17 protein-coding genes are annotated in these 20861 nt (G+C 57.5%); 13 read left to right on the forward strand and 4 right to left on the reverse strand.

Annotation, left to right across the window (positions count from 1 at the left end):
- The first annotated feature begins 23 nt into the window (after positions 1 to 23).
- The 7 genes from LNA76_RS16695 to LNA76_RS16725 all read left to right on the forward strand — a co-directional run bounded on the left by LNA76_RS16695 (position 24) and on the right by LNA76_RS16725 (position 8796).
- Positions 24 to 542: a TRAP transporter small permease gene (locus LNA76_RS16695; RefSeq protein ID WP_094195256.1), complete on the forward strand. Its 519-nt coding sequence runs from the start codon at positions 24 to 26 to the stop codon at positions 540 to 542.
- A 1-nt stretch (position 543) separates the two neighbouring features.
- Positions 544 to 1842, forward strand: coding sequence for a TRAP transporter large permease (locus tag LNA76_RS16700; protein WP_094195255.1), 1299 nt, complete (start codon positions 544 to 546; stop codon positions 1840 to 1842).
- A 128-nt stretch (positions 1843 to 1970) separates the two neighbouring features.
- Positions 1971 to 3182: a CaiB/BaiF CoA transferase family protein gene (locus tag LNA76_RS16705; RefSeq protein WP_108727079.1), complete on the forward strand. Its 1212-nt coding sequence runs from the start codon at positions 1971 to 1973 to the stop codon at positions 3180 to 3182.
- Entirely contained in the window at positions 3179 to 4084 is a 906-nt protein-coding gene (locus LNA76_RS16710) for a hydroxymethylglutaryl-CoA lyase (RefSeq protein WP_094195253.1), read from the forward strand. Before LNA76_RS16705 ends, LNA76_RS16710 begins: the two co-directional genes overlap by 4 nt.
- Positions 4081 to 5493, forward strand: a complete 1413-nt coding sequence (gene leuC, locus LNA76_RS16715; protein WP_230019493.1) for a 3-isopropylmalate dehydratase large subunit — start codon at positions 4081 to 4083, stop codon at positions 5491 to 5493. Before LNA76_RS16710 ends, leuC begins: the two co-directional genes overlap by 4 nt.
- The gene (leuD, locus tag LNA76_RS16720) at positions 5490 to 6128 is read left to right on the forward strand and encodes a 3-isopropylmalate dehydratase small subunit (protein WP_230019494.1); all 639 of its coding nucleotides are present in this window, start codon (positions 5490 to 5492) and stop codon (positions 6126 to 6128) included. Before leuC ends, leuD begins: the two co-directional genes overlap by 4 nt.
- A 541-nt stretch (positions 6129 to 6669) precedes the next feature.
- Positions 6670 to 8796 (forward strand): TonB-dependent receptor, encoded by a 2127-nt coding sequence (locus LNA76_RS16725; RefSeq protein ID WP_230019495.1) that lies wholly within the window; start codon positions 6670 to 6672, stop codon positions 8794 to 8796.
- A 156-nt stretch (positions 8797 to 8952) separates the two neighbouring features.
- On the opposite strand, the gene rpoN is transcribed toward LNA76_RS16725, so the two are convergent.
- Positions 8953 to 10338 carry an RNA polymerase factor sigma-54 gene (gene rpoN, locus LNA76_RS16730; protein ID WP_230019496.1) on the reverse strand — a complete coding sequence of 462 codons (1386 nt, stop codon included), beginning with the start codon at positions 10336 to 10338 and terminating at the stop codon, positions 8953 to 8955.
- Positions 10339 to 10354: 16 nt separating this feature from the next.
- Between rpoN and LNA76_RS16735 the strand changes: the two genes are divergently transcribed.
- The 3 genes from LNA76_RS16735 to leuA all read left to right on the forward strand — a co-directional run bounded on the left by LNA76_RS16735 (position 10355) and on the right by leuA (position 12934).
- On the forward strand, positions 10355 to 10909 hold the full coding sequence (locus tag LNA76_RS16735; RefSeq protein ID WP_094195249.1) for a hypothetical protein: 555 nt from the start codon (positions 10355 to 10357) through the stop codon (positions 10907 to 10909).
- 39 nt (positions 10910 to 10948) lie between these two features.
- Positions 10949 to 11101, forward strand: coding sequence for a hypothetical protein (locus tag LNA76_RS16740; protein WP_159063885.1), 153 nt, complete (start codon positions 10949 to 10951; stop codon positions 11099 to 11101).
- Between the two features lie 138 nt (positions 11102 to 11239).
- Positions 11240 to 12934: a 2-isopropylmalate synthase gene (gene leuA / locus LNA76_RS16745; RefSeq protein WP_203226763.1), complete on the forward strand. Its 1695-nt coding sequence runs from the start codon at positions 11240 to 11242 to the stop codon at positions 12932 to 12934.
- A 383-nt stretch (positions 12935 to 13317) separates the two neighbouring features.
- Here leuA and LNA76_RS16750 read toward each other — a convergent pair whose 3' ends face one another.
- Positions 13318 to 14082 carry a YwqG family protein gene (locus tag LNA76_RS16750; protein WP_230019497.1) on the reverse strand — a complete coding sequence of 255 codons (765 nt, stop codon included), beginning with the start codon at positions 14080 to 14082 and terminating at the stop codon, positions 13318 to 13320.
- A 145-nt stretch (positions 14083 to 14227) separates the two neighbouring features.
- Here LNA76_RS16750 and LNA76_RS16755 point away from each other — a divergent pair, with 145 nt between their 5' ends.
- Positions 14228 to 14500 carry a hypothetical protein gene (locus LNA76_RS16755; protein WP_230019498.1) on the forward strand — a complete coding sequence of 91 codons (273 nt, stop codon included), beginning with the start codon at positions 14228 to 14230 and terminating at the stop codon, positions 14498 to 14500.
- Here the strand turns inward: LNA76_RS16755 and LNA76_RS16760 are convergent.
- Positions 14490 to 14810 (reverse strand): hypothetical protein, encoded by a 321-nt coding sequence (locus tag LNA76_RS16760; RefSeq protein WP_094195247.1) that lies wholly within the window; start codon positions 14808 to 14810, stop codon positions 14490 to 14492. The genes LNA76_RS16755 and LNA76_RS16760 overlap by 11 nt on opposite strands.
- 86 nt (positions 14811 to 14896) lie before the next feature.
- A complete protein-coding gene (locus LNA76_RS16765) occupies positions 14897 to 15244 on the reverse strand; it encodes a DUF1840 domain-containing protein (protein ID WP_094195246.1) in 348 nt (115 codons plus the stop codon).
- 97 nt (positions 15245 to 15341) lie between these two features.
- Here LNA76_RS16765 and LNA76_RS16770 point away from each other — a divergent pair, with 97 nt between their 5' ends.
- Together LNA76_RS16770 and argS are read left to right on the forward strand one after the other, a co-directional pair.
- Positions 15342 to 19040: a phospholipase effector Tle1 domain-containing protein gene (locus LNA76_RS16770; RefSeq protein WP_230019499.1), complete on the forward strand. Its 3699-nt coding sequence runs from the start codon at positions 15342 to 15344 to the stop codon at positions 19038 to 19040.
- A 130-nt stretch (positions 19041 to 19170) separates the two neighbouring features.
- Positions 19171 to 20856, forward strand: coding sequence for an arginine--tRNA ligase (gene argS, locus LNA76_RS16775; protein ID WP_094195244.1), 1686 nt, complete (start codon positions 19171 to 19173; stop codon positions 20854 to 20856).
- Positions 20857 to 20861 lie beyond the last annotated feature (5 nt).

Below are 20861 nucleotides of genomic sequence, written 5' to 3' on the forward strand. Positions count from 1 at the left end.
TGCAGCCCTCGTGTGGAGACACCATGAATTCACTTACTCATTTCCTGGGTGCCTTTGCGCATGGCAGCAACCGAGTCGCCATTTTTGTAGCCGAAATCGCGCTGGCTGCATTGATGCTTGCCTGCACCTACGGCGTTATCGCTCGCTATGTCTTTAACAGTCCCAGCATCTATATCACTGAAATATGTGTCTATTTGCTGCTGATCTGCTCCTGGCTGTCCATAGGCTGGGTCCATCTGGAAAACCGCCACGTCAGCGTGGAGGCTTTCCATCAGAAGTTTTCTCCACGCGGCCAGCGCCTGGCCTCCTGCGTGTCGCAACTGTGCATTCTGTTTTTCTGCTTGGTGCTGCTATGGGCCGGTATTTCGGTAGTGGAAACGGCCCTTGCCCGCAACTACCGCTCATCGTCCATGCTGCGTTTCCCCCTGTGGATGGCGTACGGCATGATTCCGCTGGGTGGTACTTTGCTGGGCCTGGCTGCCCTGCGCCAATTGTTCATTCCGAACCGCGTGGAATCCAACGACAGCATCAAGGAGTTCTGACATGGATTCCATGCTCATCTTCAGCCTGATGATGGCTTGCTTTGCCATCCTGATGGTCATCGGCACCCCCATCTTCGCCGCACTGGGTGTTGCCAGTATTTCCGGCATTTTAATGAAGTCCGGACTGGCCGGTCTGGACGTCATCCCCGCCACCTTGCACCGTGGCATGGCCAGCTATTCCCTGATCGCCATCCCGCTATTTATCTTGATGGGCGAAGTCATTGCGCGAACCAGTATCGGCGGCAAGCTCTATCAGTTGTTTTACCTTTGGTTGAACCGTTTGCCCGGTGGTTTGGCAGTGGCCAGCATAGGCAGCTCGGCTGTGTTCGGTGCCATGAGCGGGGTCAGTGTGGCCGGTGCCGCCACCATTGGCCGCTTTGCCATTCCTGAAATGCTCAAGCGTGGCTACTCACCTAGCCTGTCTGGTGGCACCATTGCTGCCGCCGGTGCACTGGCCTTGCTGATTCCTCCCAGCATCGGCTTTGTGCTGTATGGCGAAATGGCGGACCAATCCATCGGCAAGTTGTTCATTGGTGCCTTGCTGCCGGCCCTGATGGTAACTGTCATGATGGTCATGTATGTCGTGTTCATTGCCATCTTCCGCCCCGAAGCTGCCCCTCGCAATGCCGAAACGGTAACTTGGGCGCAAAAGCTCGGTGCCCTGAAAGATATCTGGGCTGCCGCACTGCTGATTTTGCTGGTTCTGGGCACGATCTATCTGGGTATTGCCACCCCCACCGAAGCCGCTGGCATCGGCGCAACGGGAGCCTTTCTGATCGCCATGGCCTATGGCGAGATGAACTGGCGCACTGCACTGCAAATATTGCGCTCCACAGCCGTCACCAGCGGCATGATTTTGCTGATTCTGGCCGCAGCACTGCTGTTTGGCTACATCATGACGCGTCTGATGATTCCGCAAAAACTGGTTGCGCTGATTACCGCCTCGTCTCAGCCATCGTGGGTAATTTTAATATTCATTCTGCTGTTTCTTATTTTGATCGGCATGTTTCTGGATATTGTCTCTCTTATTCTAATTACCACCCCCGTTGTACTACCCGTTATTATTGCTCTGGGCTACGACCCATTGTGGTTTGGCATCGTCATGATTATTGCCTGCGAAATGGCCGTCATTACACCGCCGGTGGGATTGAATTTATACGTCATCAAAGGTATTGCTCCGCAGATCTCATTGCAGCAGATTACACGTGGCGCGCTGCCCTTTGTCGCCCTGGAAATTGTGGCGATTATCATCTTGACGATATTTCCAGAAATCATTCTTTGGCTACCTAGAACACTTTAAAAACAAAAACCCGCGCCATGCGGGTTTTTATTTATTTCCATCCACGTTTTTTACGATGGCAGCATAATATATAACTGCTTTTCCACTTTCCATTTCTATCCCAGAATCAATAACTGGAGGAAACAGATATGGATAAGAAAAACATTACCGAATCACCGCTCAAAGGGATCAAAGTCCTGGAGCTGGGTTCGCTGATTGCCGGCCCTTATGCCGGTAGCTTGCTGGCCCAATTCGGGGCCGATGTCATCAAGATCGAACCGCCCGGCAAGGGCGATCCGCTGCGCCGCTGGCGGCAGTTGCATAAGGACACCTCGCTGTGGTGGCGTGTGCAAAGCCGCAACAAGCGTTCCATTGCGCTGGATCTGCGCCAGCCCGAAGGCCAGGAAATTGCCCGTGAACTGGCTTTACAAAGCGATATTGTCATTGAAAATTTCCGCCCTGGTGTGCTGGAGCACTGGGGCCTGGGCTGGGAAACACTGCATGCACTGAACCCGCGCCTGATCATGGTGCGCGTCTCCGGCTATGGGCAGGACGGCCCTTATCACCGCCGCCCTGGCTTTGCAGCCATCGCAGAATGTATGGGTGGCCTGCGATATGGCACCGGCTATCCGGATCGCCCCCCCGTACGAGCCGGTGTCAGCCTGGGCGATACGCTGGCTTCACTGTACGGCACCATAGGCGCGCTGCTGGCCATGCACCATCTGCGCCAGGAAGGGGGACAAGGCCAAATGATTGATGTGGCCTTGTATGAATCCGTCTTTGCCATCATGGAAAGCCTGATTCCAGACTATCAACTGAACGGCCATCAACGCGAACGCACTGGAGCCAGCTTGCCCGGTATCGCCCCGTCCAACACCTACCCCACCGGCGATGGTAAATGGGTGGTGATTGCCGCCAACAGCGATGCCATCTTCATCCGTTTGATGCAGGCCATGGACCGTCCCGATCTGGCCCACGATCCGCGCTTGTCCGACAACGCCGGACGTGTGGAACACAGCGCCATGCTGGACCAGACCATTGGCGACTGGACCGGCGGCCGCAGCCTGGAAGAGATACTGGGCGTGCTGGATCAGGCTGAAGTTCCCAGCGGCAGTATCTACACCGCCGCCGACATTCTGGATGACCCGCACTACCAGGCTCGCGGCATGCTGGAAACACACACGCTGCAAGACGGCCAGGAACTGACCATCCCCGGCATTGTGCCCAAGCTTAGCCGCAGCCCCGGTGCCACCCAATGGTTGGGGCCAGAGTTGGGCGAACACACCGATAGCATCCTGGAAGAACTAGGCATCAGCCCGGAGCGCCGCCAAGCCCTGCGTGAACAAGGAATCGTGGAATGAGTACCGTATTGATCACCGACGTCACCTTGCGGGACGGCCTGCAAATCGTGCCACGCTGGGTGCCTACGCCGGACAAGCTGCGTATCGCACAAGCGCTGCCTCAATGCGGCGTGCGCAAGATCGAGTTGACGTCCTTTACTTCACCCAAAGCCATTCCATCCCTGGCAGATGCCGATGAGCTGGCCAGCCTGACTACACGCGCCCCTCAGGTCTGCTACACCGCGCTGGTCCCCAACCTGCGCGGGGCACAGCGCGCCTTGGCAGCCCGTATGAACGAGCTGAATTTTGTGTTTTCAGCCTCTGAAGCGCATAACCAGGCCAACCTGCGCATGAACATTACACAATCGCTGGTCCAGTTGGAGCAGGTACTGGAGGCAGCAGGCAAGACGCCGGTCAACGTATCTCTGTCCACCGCTTTTGGCTGCCCCTTTACCGGCCCCGTCGCCCCCGCACACGTGATTGCCTTGATGCAACAAGTGCAGCGCATGGGAGCCAGTTCCATCAGCCTGTGCGATACCACTGGCATGGGTTCACCTGTGGAGGTAGAGCGCCTGACCCAAGCCGCCTTGAGTTTGTATGGCGAGCAGGGCGTCACCGGCCATTTTCATGACACCCGCGGGCTGGCACTGGCCAATGCCTGGGCGGCGTACCGTGAAGGCGGGCGTCGTTTCGATGCGGCTTTGGCCGGTTTGGGCGGTTGCCCTTATGCCCCTGGTGCCAGCGGCAATGCCAGCCTGGAAGATCTGGCGCATATGTTCCAGATCAGCGGCGTGGACACAGGCTTGAATCTGGAAGCGCTCCAGCCTTTAGCCGAAGAAATCGCGGCTCTGACGCAAGAGCCTATTCAAAGTCGCCTGCACAAAGCCGGGCCGGCCTATGCCTTGAAAGTGTGCCAACCATGAACACAGCCCGTACCCTGTTTCAAAAGCTCTGGGATACACATCGCGTTGCGGCGGTAGACAATGAGCATGATCTGATCTACATAGACCGTCAGTTGTTGTACGAAGTCACCAGTCCGCAAGCCTTCGAGAGTTTGCGCTTGGCCGGACGCTCGGTGCGTCGCCCCGACACCGCGCTGACGACGGTGGACCACAACGTGCCCACCCGCCGCCGCAATCAGCGTCTGGAAGATCCGTTGGCCCAAGCGCAGATCGACCAGATGGAAATCAATAGCCGGGAGTTTGGCCTGCGCTACTTTGGGCTGGATGACGAGCGCCAAGGCATCATCCACGTGATCGGACCCGAACAAGGCATGACCTTGCCCGGTTCCAGCATTGTGGCTGGCGATTCCCACACCAGCACACATGGCGCGTTTGCCGCCTTGGCGTTTGGCATTGGCACCTCCGAGGTGGAGCATGTTCTGGCCACGCAGTGCCTGGCCGCAAAGCGCATGCGCAGCCTGCAAATCGACGTGCAAGGCGAACTGCCTGCCACCAGCACCGCCAAGGATCTGATCCTGCACATCATTGCCCACATGGGCACGGACGGCGGGCGGGACTGCGCCATTGAATTTACCGGTCCGGCCATCCGGGCCTTGTCCATGGAAGGGCGCATGACCTTGTGCAATATGGCGATCGAAGCGGGTGCCCGTATTGGCTTGGTCGCCGTGGACGACAAGACCCTGGACTATGTGCGCGGCCGTCCCTTGGCACCGAAAGGACAGGCATGGGACAAGGCGGAACAATACTGGCGCACGCTGATCAGCGATGAGGGTTGCCAATACGATCAGCACCTGCAAATCGACGCCGCACAAGTCGCCCCCACCGTGACCTGGGGCACGTCCCCCGATATGGCGGCGGCCATCGACCAGCTTGTGCCTGATCCATTAGCAGCCGCCACGGGTAAACAGGCTGATGTTCAACGCGCCTTGAAATATATGGATTTGCAGGCCGGCCAACCGCTGGCAGGCATCGCCGTAGACCGGGTGTTTATTGGTTCCTGTACCAACGCTCGCATTGAAGACCTGCGTAGCGCTGCGGCCATGGTCAAAGGCAAGCGAGTAGCCAGCACGGTGCGGCAAGCCTTGGTGGTCCCCGGCTCGGGACTGGTACGCCGTCAGGCCGAGCAGGAAGGCTTGGACCAGGTATTCACGCAAGCCGGTTTTGAATGGCGCGAGCCGGGCTGCTCCATGTGCCTGGGCATGAACGAAGACCGTCTGAATCCGGGTGAGCGCTGCGCCTCCACCTCCAACCGTAACTTCGAGGGCAGGCAGGGCGCCTTGGGACGCACACACCTGATGAGCCCCGCCATGGCTGCTGCCGCCGCAATTGCAGGCCATCTTGTCGATATCCGCCACTGGGACGCCGTATGAACACAGCTTTTACTTCCGTGCGCTCGCGCCTGATTGCGCTGGACCGCGCCAATGTGGATACCGACGCGATCTTGCCCAAGCAGTACATGACCTCCTTGTCGCGTACCGGCTTTGGGCAATATGCCTTCGACAACTGGCGTTACGCCGATATTGGCTACCCTGGCAAACCGCTGGCCGAGCGTGAGCCGATCAACAGTTTTTGTCTGCATCAGCCCAGCGCACAAGGGGCACGAATTCTGCTGGGACGCGAGAATTTTGGCTGCGGGTCCAGCCGTGAACACGCGGTCTGGGCACTGAAGGATTTGGGCATTGCGGTGCTGATCGCCCCTTCATTTGCCGACATCTTCCGCAATAACTGCTTTAAAAACGGCATGTTGCCCATACAACTGACCACAGAGCAGATTGATGCCTTATTCACTGCTGTCACGCACAATCCGTGGGGTGAATGGACGGTGGATCTGCAAGCCTGCATGGTGATCGGTCCCGACCAGCACATCCGTTTTCAGGTGGAACCAGAACGTCGCCACCGCCTGCTGCTGGCGCTGGACGACATTAGCGTGACGGAACAGAAAATGGATCAGATCCAGGCTTACGAACAGGAACGCCGGGAACAGGAACCCTGGTTATTTAGCTAAGGACGATAGATAAAGGGGGCAGTCGCGGAAGGGGACTTCCAACGCTGCCTACCTGCCTCCGCCCTGGCAGTCGCAGTCGCAGTCGCAGTCGCAGTCGCAGTCGCAGTCGCAGTCGCAGTCGCAGTCGCAGTCGCAGTCGCAGTCGCAGTCGCAGTCGCAGTCGACAAGTATCGAAACACAGCTCAAGCCAGTTCAGGCCAAAAATAAAACAATTTCTTGAGCCGCTCCCTTATAGCCGGGAGTCATCACCGCTCCTCTGCCTTCCCCTTGCCAAGCAAACATCGCCTGTTTTGCCAAAATTGCTCCACGGGACGCATTCCCACCGTCGAGTCAGACGTGCCACGATTTTGCTCAAAAATCCCCCTGAAACCCTAATTCCGGCGCGATTTCGGAGCAAAATCGACTGCATCGTCTCCTTATACCCTTAAGTTTATTAGGGTCGTTTTTATATCACAAAGCCACCTAACTGCTTGAACCCCCTACAAGCAGATGCTACAAATGAAACATTAATGAGAATCATTTATATTTAGATTACAAATTCATGCGTATTTCTTATCTTGTTGGCCTGAGCCTGCTCAGTGCGGGCAGCAGTTGGGCACAATCCTCCGATGCTCCCCCGGTTACGTCTTTGTCCACTATTGAAGTCAAAGCCAGCGAATACATTGATTTGCCGCCTGCGTACGAAGGCAATCATGTCGCTACCGGCGGCAATCTGGGTTTGCTGGGAAACCGGGATGTCATGAACACCCCCTTTAGCACCATCAACTACACCAGCGACTACATCGAGGATCTGCAAGGCCAGGAACTACGCATTCTGATCAGCAAGAACGACCCTTCCGTGCAGACACCCGGTGCAGGTGGAACAGGTGGGAAAGACACTTTGTATATACGGGGTTTCCGTGCCGGTGACGTGTCTCTAAATGGTTTGCAAGGCTTGACCAGTGGCCGCCGCGTGATGGCCATCGCAGAGCGTTTAGAAATTCTCAAAGGCCCCTCTGCCGTTCTGAACGGCATGAATGCCAGCAATGATGTGGGTGGCTCGATCAATCTGGTGACCAAGCGCGCCACGGACGATCCTATTAGCAACGTTACCCTGTCCTACATCCAGCCCTCCCAATTCGGGACGCATCTGGATCTGGGCCGCCGTTTCGGTCAATCCAATGAGCTGGGCCTGCGCTTGAACGGCGTGTTCAAGGACGGCGAGGGCGTGGTGGATCACCGTACCAATCGCGACAAACTGATCTCGCTGGGAGCGGACTACCGTCTGGGATCGCTCAAGTTGTCCGCCGACCTGTATCACCTGGAAGAGTACATTTCCGGCCTGAATCGGGGTGTGCGTCTGGCCAAGGGTCTGGACAAGAACCCACTGCCTACGCCTCCCAAAGGCGATGTCTTGTTGGGTGTCCCTTGGGCTGCCGGCCTGACGCGTGAAACCACGGCGCTGATCCGTGCAGACTGGGCTGCCAGCGACAAGCTGGCCCTGTACGGTTCGGCGGGTTACAGCAAGTCCGAGATGAACAACTACAACACCAAGGGCAGCACCTTGCTGAACGAGCAAGGGGACCTGAAGCTGGCCGCGACTCGGCGCAACAATACTGGCTACAACCTGGCTGCCAATACCGGCCTGTTCTACAGCTTTGACACCGGCTCGGTGCAGCACACCATCAGCGCCGGGCTGGACTGGAATCGTAAAAGCTCACGCAGCGACAACACCTCCATCAAGGGCTGGTCCGAGACCATCAATATCTATGATCCGGACTACCCGGCACGCCCTTATGTCCCCATGAATGGGCTAAGTGCGCCTAAAGTCAGCTATCTGTACAGTGCGGCGCTGGCCGATACCCTGTCTTTTGCAGACGGCAAATATCAGTTGACCCTGGGTCTGCGCCAGCAATGGGTCAGCACCAAGGATAAAAGCGGCAAGAGCGATAATTACCGCAAGAACGCCCAGACACCCACTATTGCCGGTGTCTGGCAACTGCAGGACGACTGGATGCTGTACGCCAACTATGCCGAAGGTCTAACCCAGGGCATGATTGTGGGCGACGACTACGCCAACGAAGGTCAAGTCTTCGCCCCCCAGAAAACACGCCAATACGAGATCGGGATGAAGTACGACAGTGGCGACTACGCACTGACCGCCGCCCTGTTCGACATTACCCAGCCCAATAGCTACGAGAGCAATGAGCGCTTCAATGGCAAGCCCAACTTGAGCTACGACGGTCGTCAGCGCAACCGAGGCGTGGAAGTACAGGTGTTTGGCCAGATTGCCAAGAACTGGCGTCTGACTGGCGGTATCGCCTACCTGGATCCTAAAATCCGCAAGGCCAGCAACCCGGATACCGAAGGGCGTAGCGCCGTTGGCCTGTCCCGCTGGGTTGCCAAGGCCGGGATTGAATGGGACACCCCCTTTGTTCAAGGCCTGACCTTAAATGCCAATCTGCACACCCAGTCCAAGCAATATGCCAACGCCAGCAACAGTTACTACATGCCGGGCGTGACCACTTATGACCTGGGCATGCGCTACAAAACACGTTTTGCCGGCAAGGAAGTGACCTTGCGCGCCAGCCTGGAAAACGTAGGCAATAAAGCCTACTGGGTCGTGCCTTTAAGCAATGGCCAAGGCTCACCACGTACCTTCCTGGCTTCGGCCACCATGAAATTCTAAATAGACCAACAATAACCCTGCGATCCAGTGACTCCGTCTGGATGGCAGGCGCTAACTTTGCTTTTGCAGGGCCTGTTCATGCGTGTATGCAGGCCCTGTTTTTTTTATTGTTTCCAAGGTCTTGCCAAGTATCTTGAGCCTGCTGTGGCTGTCGCCCTAGACTCCCGCCGCTGCCCGCATCTTGCGCTGTGAAGCCGGTGCCAAACCTTCCGCCTCCCGGTACTTGGCCACTGTACGGCGCGCCAACGTCAGGCCCTGAGCCTGCAAGAGATCGGTAATCTGCTGGTCCGACAAAGGCTTGGCCGGTGGCTCGTCACGAATCATCTGTACAATCTGCGCCCGCACCGAAGCAGCGGACATATCGGCCTTGCCATCCACACTGGCCAAGGCCACGGTAAAGAACTGTTTAAGCTCCATCACCCCATGCGGCGTCTGCATGTATTTTTGCCGCGTTGCACGCGAAATCGTCGACTCATGCAAATCTAGTTCAGCCGCCAGATCGGCCAACTGCATGGGTTTCAAGGCCGACACACCCTGCGTGAAGAAATCCTGCTGCATCTGCACGATCGCTTGTGCTACGCGCAAAATCGTCACAAAGCGACTGTTGACGCTGCGCAGCAAGCCGGTCGCTTTTTGGCGCTCTGCCAATAAGGCTGGGTGCGCTTCAATTTCATAATCGTGCAGGTTCACCAGTTGCAGGCGCGGTACAGCCAGGGGATTCAAGGCCGCCTGCCAGCTATCCTTGCCACGAATCAGCAAGACGTCCGGCACGACATACGCCGAGACGTTCTGCGTCCAGGCACGCCCCGGCTTGGGGTCCAGTTTCAGGATCAAATGATGGGCCCGCTCCACCAGCTCGGCCGAATAGAGGCCTGCACAGCGCTGACGCAGTTGACTGGGCGAGGCCAGAACGCCGACATGCTCACGCACCAGATAGCGGGCGCAATCAAACAAGGCGGGCTCCAGCTGCTGGGCCTGTTGCATCAGTTGCAAGCTCAGGCACTCGGCCAGATCCCGCGCACCGACACCGGCCGGGTCCAAAGACTGCACCTGTGCCAGCGCGCAGCGCAAATCACTTTCATCAATATCCAGCTCAGCGGGCAGGCAGGCCAGCACCTCGTCCAAAGAGACGGGCAGGTAGCCGTTATCGTCCAGCTCGTCGATTAACAACTGTGCCAGGACCCGGTCACGGTCGCTCAAACGCAACAATCCCAACTGCTCGCTTAGATAAGCAGCCAGGTCCTGGTCAATGGCCGATTCGGGGGACCAATCAGGGTCATGCGAATCCCCTTGGTGCTTGGGAAACTCCAGACTCGCCCACGAGGATTCCGCCTCGCCCGAAGCGGCTTCGGGCAATGGCTCGGCGGCGACATCCATCTGCACGTCCAAACGTTCCAGCAAAGGGTTGTCCAGCAAAGCTTGAGCCAACTCCTGCTCCAGCTCGGCCCCCGATAGCTGCAACACTTTAATAGACTGTTGCAATTGCGGCGTCAAAACCAGCGTTTGCTGCTGGCGTAAATCTAGTGACTGACGCGTAAGCATAGGTACAATCGTTTCCATGAAAACTGACAACGCCCAGACACCCACCGCCAACGATAGTCAGGCTCTGCGTAGCACTCTGTTCAAGCTGTGCGCCACAGCCACTATTATCTGCACCGTCATCACTGTCGTAGTAGCCATTATCTGGTGGGACCTTCTCAACCGTCTTATCAGCTTCGGGCGTGGCCTGGATTACTCTGGCCTGCAGGCCTTGAGCATTCAAAACCTGGCGCTGATCAAACAATACAACCCGTTTTTCTGGTGGACGGTAGTGGGCGTCATAACGCTCATTATTGCCTATCTTTTGTATGGCTTTATACAAAGGGTCATGCAACGCAACCAGCAACGCATTATCGACGAGTCCACCGTGGCTCAGTTGGCCCGATCGCTCAGCCGTCCGGCCCGTGAAGTCATTTTGTGGTGCTGGCCCGATCAGCGCAGCCCTTTGACTGTGGGTGATTTACAACGCGCCTATAGCGAGTTGCGCGCTGGCCGCTTTGGCAAGATCGAACTGGCCGAGCAACAAAGCCGCCTGTTACAGGCCGACTATGAGCGCCAAGAACCACAAACCTGACACTTGCCTTCCTGTTTCTTTTGTGTTTGACTAACGGTCATGACTCACGCACGCCAACTCTCCTACGCTTGCCAAGGTTTCAGCCCCGCCGCTGAAGCAACCTTGTCGCGTTCCGTGCGTGAAGGCCGTTCCTCGGCCCCTGCCTCCATCCTATCCCAGCTGCTACTACTAGCGTCCGGTTGCCGGGCCTAGTGTCCTGTGGCAGTTCGGCAGCCAATACTCAGCCACATCTACGTCATTTGTGCCGCCACCGGCCTACGTAAATGCTGCAATCGCTGGTGACGGCAAGAAGTAATCAACACTTTTTGTCCGACAGGTATCCCCATGGCAATGCTGAAAAACCCCTCTCAAAAGTATCGTCCTTTTGTCGCCTTTGATCGCGACTTCGCTGAGCGCACCTGGCCGTCCAAGCGCATTACCAAAGCGCCCATCTGGATGAGCACTGACTTGCGTGACGGCAATCAGTCCCTGATCGAGCCCATGAACGTGGCTCGCAAACTGCGCTTTTTCGAGCAACTCGTCAAAATCGGTTTCAAGGAAATCGAGGTCGGTTTCCCTTCCGCATCGCAGACCGACTTCGATTTCGTTCGCAAGCTGATCGACGAAAACCGTATCCCTGAAGACGTCACCATCATCGTCTTGACGCAATCGCGTGAAGACCTGATCAAGCGCACAGTCGAAGCCGCTGCGGGCGCCAAACGCGCCATCATTCACTTGTACAACGCATGTGCGCCGGCCTTTCGCAAGGTCGTCTTTAACTTGAGCAAGGACGAGATCAAGGAAATTGCCTTGACCGGTACACGTCTGGTCAAAAGCGAAGTGGCCAAGTACCCGCAAACCCAATGGGGCTACGAGTACTCGCCCGAAGTGTTCAGCACCACCGAGCCTGAATTCGCTCTGGACGTGTGTAATGCGGTGGTGAAAGCCTGGGACCCAGCCACCGACGAGCGCGTCATTTTGAACTTGCCCGCCACCATTGAGGCCACCACGCCCAATATGTACGCCGACCAGATCGAGTGGATGCACAACAATCTGGAGCAACGCAGCAACGTGACCCTGAGCGTACACCCGCACAACGACCGTGGTACGGCGGTGGCTGCTGCTGAACTGGCCGTGATGGCGGGCGCAGACCGTATCGAAGGCTGCTTGTTCGGTAGCGGCGAGCGCACCGGCAACGTCTGCCTGGTGACCTTGGCACTGAACCTGTACACCCAGGGTGTGAACCCTGAGCTGGACTTCTCGGACATCGACGAAGTGCGCCGCACCGCCGAGTACTGCAACCAGTTGCCCGTGCACCCACGCCATCCTTACGCGGGCGACTTGGTGTTTACCGCCTTCTCCGGCTCCCACCAGGACGCCATCAAGAAAGGCTTGGCACAGCAAAAATCCGACGAACTGTGGGAAGTGCCTTACTTGCCAATCGACCCGGCCGACCTGGGCCGCAGCTACGATGCGGTTATTCGCGTCAACAGCCAGTCAGGCAAGGGCGGTGTGTCCTACCTGCTGGAACAAGAGCACGGTCTGGTCTTGCCACGCCGCATGCAAATCGAATTCAGCCGTGCCATTCAGCGCGTGACCGATTCTTCCGGCAAGGAAGTAACACCTGCAGATGTGTACGGCATTTTCGAGTCCGAATACCTGAACTGCAAAAAGCACTACAAGCTGCTCAAGCACAACATCATCAGCCAGCCGCACGCCGACAGCGGCCAGCAATTCACGATTGAAGTGGATGTGGAACACGACGGTCAGGTTCGCACCTTGAAGGGGTCGGGCGAAGGCGCGATCTCTGCCTTTGTGAATGCTTTGGATATGTCCATCAAGATCATGGACTACAACGAACACGCCATTGGTTCCGGTGCGGAAACCCGCGCTGCCGCTTACGTGGAAATGCGTATCGGTGACAGTCCATCGGGCTTTGGTGTGGGCGTTCACGCCGACATCGTGACATCCTCCTTCCTGGCGATCTTGAGCGCGGTTAACCGCCACACCATCGCCCAGCAAGAAGCTGAAGCGACCACCGCCTAACGATCTTTATGCCGCGACTGGGGTGGTGATCCCACTCCAGCGCCCGCCCGGCCCATCCCGGCCGCGCCTGACCCGCTTTTGCAGCCCGACTTATCGTCGCTCTGCCTGCAACCCGCCCACAAGGCGGGTTTTTCGTGGGCGCAGCATGACTGCTCATCTCAACACGCGGCAAACCCAGCAACGAAGTGCAACCCGCATCAACAATGGCGCAAACATCCACCTTGGCTTGGCTTGGCTTGGCTTGGCTTGGCTTGGCTTGGCTTGGCTTGGCTTGGCTTGGCTTGGCTTGGCTTGGCTTGGCAACAGAGCGTAGGGGAAATATCCTCAGCCTTTGTTATTTCGCGTCAACGCAACCAGCCATGCCCTCAATAGCTTGATGGCCCTTAACCGCAGTCAACCTGCAAACGGCTGAAGTCTTTGGCCCGTAATTTATCGTCCTCGATAAAAGCCATGAGACGGGCACCATCCTGCCAGCACCAATGCAGTTTTTCGTGCGATTGTACGGTCAGCAAAGAGCGCCAGCGCGATTGACTTGGATGCTCCACCTGATTGGGCGTAGGGTCATAAGCCAGGCTGTCCCAGGAAGGACGGCCCAACAGATAGTCGCCAGGCAAATCACCGTTTTCTTCCAGCTTATCGAACCAGTCGTAGAGTTCCTCGAAAGGCACTGGCCAATCCTGACGCAGTTCTTCATGACGCGGAATGTCGATGCAGTTTTCAAACTGCAGCGCCCAGCTACGGGTACTCCAACAGTGGGGCGCCTGGATCTCCTGAAAACCGCTGGTGTCTGGCCAGTAGTAAGCCTTGAGGTAGTCTTGGTCACGCCAGAAAATGGCATCGTCTTCATCGAAACCGTAGAACAGTGACAGCAGGCCGCTGCAGGGCAAATCAGCCGGGCGATCCGGCCCCTTGGGCAATTCCGCGAAGTTGATCTGGCCAACAAACAGATAATGGCCGTCAGGATGCTCGGGCCAGGTAAAACCGGGAGGCCCCATAGGTTGACCACCAAAACGACTTTGCAAGGGCTGGCCCTTGTCCTTGCCCAAATGGATAGCCACCGCTGGCTGCGCCAAATCCAGGAAATACTGTTTATGCGCTTGCAGCAGCGGCGAGGCATCAAGGTGTTTTTCTAACGTTTTGAGATCCATATTGCTTCGGGTGACAGGGTTGCTGACTATGCCGGCTAAGGCCAAGTCTGAATCTGCTGGATTGTAATAAGCCCTTGGGGACTGAGCCTATGCATTGTGTAACTGGAACTCAGGCAGGAACAAGGCGAGGCCGACAGCCGTTCAAATGATTAAGGTATACCTGCCCCGTGTAGTGGCGCTGGCAGCGGCAATAACGGCGGTGATGACGGTGACGGTGACGGTGACGGTGGCTATGGCTGTGGCTGTGGCTGTGGCTGTGGCTGTGGCTGTGGCTGTGGCTGTGGCTGTGGCTGTGGCTGTGACGGCAGCATCAACTGCAAACCAACCGCCTTACAAGCCCAAAAGCATTCAAAAAAACATAAAAAAAACCGGCCCTACAGAGCCGGTTTTCCATTGCCTTGGCCTGATCAGTACGTGACCGCCAAACCCGGCAAATCCACGGTGACCTGCATGGAACCCACCGCTTGCAAGCAATGGCGTGCAAATTCCTGGGCGCGTTCATCGTCCTGCGACAGCATCGTATAACCCATGGCATCAGCCACGCCCATGATTTTGTCCAACAACAGGACTTTGCCACTGGCTCGCAGGGGTTCACAGCCCAGCTCTTGCCAGGTGCGATCGAACCAGTCGCGCGATTGCTTGCCGCTTTCCGGATCAATGGTTTGTATAGGAGTGACCAGCTCTATGTGCTGGCGAGGACTAAAGATCACAAGCACCATAGCGCTCATAGACGATCTCCGAAAAAAAATAGATCAACTCTGGAGCTTAAGCAAAGAAGGCCTACCAAATTGTCGGCAGGCCGACATTCCAGGGACTACCAGGAACTATCTGCCGGTTCCCACATGACCGGCACGCCGGTGTTATTTGCCTGGCGCAACATATCCAGCAAAGGATAGGCGCGTTGGCTGAAGCTGACGACCTGGGACATCGGGTGTTCCTTTTCCTCGTCTTCGTCCTCGTGGGGCGAATGCTTGTTTTCCCGGTCTTGCCCAATCGCTCGTTCAATATTGCCAATGGCTTCGGACAATTGCTCTGCCGTGAACACACCACGCTCGGGCAAACCATCGGGGTAGGAGCGCCCTGCGGCCCGGAGAATAGGCATGGCATGTTCGGAGAACATCAGCACATCGGCGGCGGCTTTGCTTTTAAAGACGACTAACATACGGTTTCTCCTTATGGATCTTTGTGTTTCCGATTCGACTTTCAGGATACACACCCCTGCAAGATAGCAGGATTTTCCCCGTCTTGGAGAGTCCTTCATGCCTGCCGCATTCCTGTCTTGGCTAATCTTGCTCTTGATCACCTGCCCATCCCTGGCCTGGTCACAAAGCTCGCTTGAATGTCCCTTGCCCCCGTCATCCACCCGCTGCGCGCCAGCAGCCACCTTGGGGGAACAGGGCGAACCCGCAGCCGATATGGGTTTGCTCAATCCAGTGGACTTGCTGAGCGGGCAGAAATACCAAAGCGATACCGACTTACCGCTAAGCCAAGCCTGGCCTTTGCTGCAATTGCAGCGTCACTGGAATGGGTGGGGGCGCAATCCTACGCCGACGCTGGGACACACAGGTTGGGCCTTGAATTACGACCTGCAATTGCGGCAGCAAGGACATGCCCTGTTCATGCCAGATGGACGACAGACTCGCTTGTACCCACCGGCACACGTGCAAAGTAAGGGCTGGTTCTGGCAAGGCCCGAATGGGTTGATTCTGAGGTTTGACGAGCAGGGCTGGCTAATCCATGTGCGTGTTTCGACACAGCAGTGGCTGGATATAGAACGCTTTCCCGGCACGCATCCGCAGGCGTATGCGGTTAAGACTGTGCGTAATCATTTGGGCCAAACGCTGGTGTTTGAATGGCAAAGCCAAGTGCAGGAGCAGGCGTCGCCACAGGGGCAAGGGCAAAACCAAGCTCCGGTTCAGACTCCAAGACAAGCTCAATCCCACACCAAAACCAGGCCCCTAGCCAATGTCACAACGGCGGTAAGAGCAGCGGAAACGGCAGCAACTGCGACAGTGGCGATGGCGATCGTCACAGCCACAGCCACAGCCACAGCCATCAATATTAAAACCCCAGCCGGGCCGTTTCGCCTGCTTCTGGAACAGCACGACCAACAAGTCTGGCTGGCCGGCGTCAGCCGCCCCGATGGCATGCAGCGCCTCTACCATCCAGCCCCCGCACCTTGGTCGAATCGTTTAGGCGGCAGCAGCCTGCAAGCGCCTGGACAAGCGGCCCAGTCAGTACAGCAATGGGAATACGACACCCAAGGCCGAGTCAGCCGTCTGATCTCTCATGCCTTCAATCAGGACTGGACGGCACACTATGGGCCGAGCCTGAGTGAATGGTCCATCGGCACAGAACGACATCGCTTCCATTACCGCGACTATCAAGGCCAGCAGCGGCTACAAAAACTGGAAAGCCGCTTGTGCAAGGACTGCCCGCCCTATAGCACGCGATGGCAGTACGATCCGCAAGGACGCTGGTTGCAGGCTGGGCCGTGGACAGCGCAGCGCCGTACAAATGGAACGGTGTCACGGCTGGAGCAAAAGCAGGGTGGCTGGGGGTCGCTAAGCCTAGGGCTTGATGAAAAAGGGCGCTTGCAACGGTGGGCGTCCAGCCAGCATGGAAGCGAAGCCCGCTACTGGAGCCCGGATGGCAGGCTGACGCGCATTGACTACGCAGAAGAAGGCTCGCTTCAGATTCACTACGATCAGCAGGGGCGCTTGAGCCGTCTTGAACACCAACAAGGCCATGAAGTTGAACGCAGTGAACTGGACTGGTTGGGGCCTGGCGCGCTACGCATTCGTCACCCCACGGAAACACAATGGCTGAAGTTACGATCGGGTTTATTACAAGAACGTCGCCTGGAGCGTAGCCATAGCCCTGGGCAAAATTGGACCGATCGCTTTGAGTATGACGAGCAGCGTAGGCTGACGCTGCACTCACTGCCGGAAGGCGGACAACTACGCTACCGCTGGGATGCTCATGGACGTCTACAGTCTCTGGAATGGGTCCAGCAAACCGGGCAAATCCAGACTGTCATCCACGCACAAGAGGTGGGCTACGCCTGGGGCAATGGCCTTCAACTGATCAGCCATGCGAACAGCACTGGTCAAGCTGTGGATGCAATGCTTTTGCAGCCGGATGGCAAACCTGTCTGGACACAAACCCGCCGCCTGGATGCACAAGGAAATGTACTGGAGGACCGCCACGACTACCCGCTGCTACAGCAAATACGCCATTGGTTTTTGCACTACGACGCCCAGAACCGGATGATTGCCTTGCGTCAAGGCAAGACAGAATCAGAACAATGGCTGGCCTGGAGCCACAGCGGCGCACTTGCTGCGCGCTACCCGAAGCCAGCCGCTTCCATTCAGCGTTCCTCCACCGGCACGGCGAAAGCCGTCGGAGCCTTGAATCTGGACTACGGCCCCAACCGTCGCTTACGGCGCGTGCACACGGCCAACTCCACCCTGGTCGAGTACCGGCACGATGCCTTTGGCCAGCGCATCTGGCGCAAGCAAGGCAATCAAGAGCGCGCTTTCTTCTTTCACGGCCAGCAATTAATGGCTGAACTGGATTTAGCCGCTGCGCCCGGCCAGCTCATTTCCCGGCGCTATCTGTATGCCGGGCTGACGCCCGTAGGGATGATTGTTTATCAACCAGATGGGCAAGAGCAGTTGTACTACCTGCATAGTGATTTGATGGGCGCCGTCCGACTGATTAGCGATCACCAAGCCCGGCCAATCTGGGCCGCAGATCTGAACCCGTTGGGAAAGGCCGAGCCTTTACTCGAAACACTGGAATTCAACTTACGCCTGCCGGGGCAGTATGCAGAGTCCGCTACCGGCTGGCACGACAATCTGCTGCGTACCTATCTCCCCGATCGCGGTCACTATCTGGAAGCGGACCCGTTGGGCCCGTGGCCGCACACCCAGGCAGTGGGCTATGCCCAGCAACAGCCCTTGCGCCATATTGATCCCACCGGCCTGCTGCTGTTCGCGTTTGATGGCACACGGCAAGCCCCCATCACCAACAGCAATGTCTGGAAACTGTCGCAGTTGTATCAGGATGGGGCGGTGCATTACAGCGAGGGTCCCGGCAATCCTGTGAGCACGGATCTGGATGCGCTGACGGCGTGGCGAGCAGGTCGCATTCTGGAGGCGCAATGGAACCGCTTTCTGAACCGCATGCAGGAGCAGGGGCCCGCAGCCCGCGCCGTACCGGTGGACTTGCTGGGTTTTTCACGGGGAGCAGCGCTGGCCAGGGACTTTTCCAATCGCATTATGGACTACACCCAACAAGGCTGGTTTGTGCTGAATGATCCGCAGCGTGGGGCCATCCGGGCCTGCATCACCCCCCGCTTTCTAGGGCTTTTCGATACGGTGGCGCAATTTGGGCTGGGCGGCTGGAGCAACTCTCAATACCGATTGGGCGTCTCGCAAGCCTGGAATTGGGTGGCCCACGCCGTAGCAATGCACGAACACCGCGTGCTCTTTCCCTTAAGCGGCTTGGCCCAGGCCATGAACACAGTGGAAATGCCTTTTATCGGCGCTCATAGCCAGATAGGTGGTGGTGTACTGCCCGATGACAACAGCATCAGCGACCTGGACAAAGTGGCCCTGGCCTGGATGCACTGGCAAGCCACCGCCGCCGGCTTGACGCTGGCCGAACTGCCTCAAACCGATCTGCAGATCAGGCATCCCATCTTGCAGGACATGCGTACACCCGGACTGCGTCTGAGCACACAGGGAGTACGCCGCGTTGACTACCACGGCCAGGGTCAGGATCTGCTGTATCAGGACTCGCACCCTGCCTTGGGCCGACAGGTGCGCAACACCCTGGAAAACCTGATCACACGCTTTAATGACTGGCGCCTGCGCGGTGACAATCAAGTAGGCTGGGTAGACATGGATGCTTACGATGCGTGGTTACATAACCACCTGGGATGGGAACGCTAGGGTGCTTGAAAAGAATTTGGCGTCAAATCACGCTATCATGTGGGGCTATCCGGCGGGCCAATGTCGCGCCTTCCATCTGAGGCGAGATCAACTCGCCCCAGTTGTCTTTCTACCAATCCAGACCTTTCCTATGCTTGCTGAGCAACAATCTCAATTAATCGCCTGCCTACAGGCTGCCGTCCGTGCCATCTTGCCCCAGGCTGAACCCAACATCACGCTGGAGCGCCCCAAAGTGGCTGCGCACGGTGATGCCGCCTGCAATATTGCCATGCAATTGGCTAAACCCGCCGGTCGTAACCCGCGCGAGTTGGCTCAGCAAATCGTCGATACCCTGTTGGCCGATCCGAACGCCGCTGCTTTGCTGGCAGGCGCGGAAATTGCCGGCCCGGGCTTTATCAACTTTCGTCTGTCCACGGCCACCCATCAGGCCGTCCTGAAGACTATTGCCGAGCAAGGCGATAACTTTGGCCACGTTGCTCCTACCCAGGAAAAACTGATGGTGGAGTTCGTGTCGGCCAACCCGACCGGCCCCTTGCACGTGGGCCACGCCCGCCAAGCGGCGCTGGGCGACTCCCTGTGCCGCGTATTCAGCTCGCAAGGCTACGACGTTACCCGCGAGTTCTACTACAACGACGCCGGTAACCAGATCGACAACCTGACCACCAGCGTGCATGCCCGTGCTCGTGGCATCGAGCCCGACAGCGAGCAATTCCCCGCTGACGGCTACAAGGGCGACTACATTCTGGATATCGCCCGCGACTATCAGGCTGGTGCAACCGTTCAGGCTGCCGATGGCGCCTCTGTCACCGCCAGTGGTGATCTGGACAATCTGGAAGACATCCGCCGCTTCGCCGTGGCCTACCTGCGCCGCGAACAGGATTTGGACTTGCAGGCTTTCGGCCTGAAGTTCGACAACTTCTACCTGGAAAGCTCGCTATACACCTCCGGCAAGGTTGAAAAAACCGTGCAGGCCCTGATCGACGCCGGTCACACCTACGAGCTGGACGGCGCGCTGTGGCTGCGCACCACGGAACTGGGCACAGGCGACGACAAAGACCGCGTGATGCGCAAATCCGAAGGCGGCTACACCTACTTCGTGCCGGACGTGGCCTATCACGTGGCCAAGTGGGAGCGCGGCTTCCACCACGCCATCAATATTCAGGGCTCCGACCACCACGGCACCATTGCCCGTGTACGCGCTGGTCTGCAAGGTCTGGGCCTGGGTATCCCCAAGGAATTTCCGGCCTACATCCTGCACAAGATGGTCAAAGTCATGCGCAATGGCCAGGAGGTGAAAATCTCCAAACGCGCAGGCAGCTACGTCACCTTGCGTGACCTGATCGAATGGGTAGGCCAGGACGCCGTGCGCTTTTTCCTGATCCAGCGCCGTGCCGACTCCGAATTCGTATTCGATATCGATCTGGCCCTGTCCAAGAGCGAAGAAAACCCGGTTTACTACATCCAGTACGCACATGCCCGTATCAACTCCGTGTTGAACCAGTCGGCAGAACTGTTGGATCAAGTGCCTCAGGCCGACATCACGCCTTTGACCGCCCCCACCGAGATCGCTCTGATGCAACGCCTGTCCGAATACCCCAATGTGCTGGCCCAATCCGCTCGCGAACTGGCCCCTCACCACATTGCTTTCTGGCTACGCGACTGCGCTGCAGACTTCCACTCCTGGTACAACGCCGAGCGCGTGTCGGTCGACGACACGGCCTTGCGTCTGGCCCGTCTGCGCCTGGCCCAGGCCTGCGCCCAGGTCATTCGTAATGGTCTGAACCTGCTGGGTGTGTCCGCACCCGAACGTATGTAAACCCA

It is taken from the genome of Alcaligenes sp. MMA, assembly GCF_020907215.1.
Classification (GTDB): domain Bacteria; phylum Pseudomonadota; class Gammaproteobacteria; order Burkholderiales; family Burkholderiaceae_B; genus Alcaligenes; species Alcaligenes aquatilis.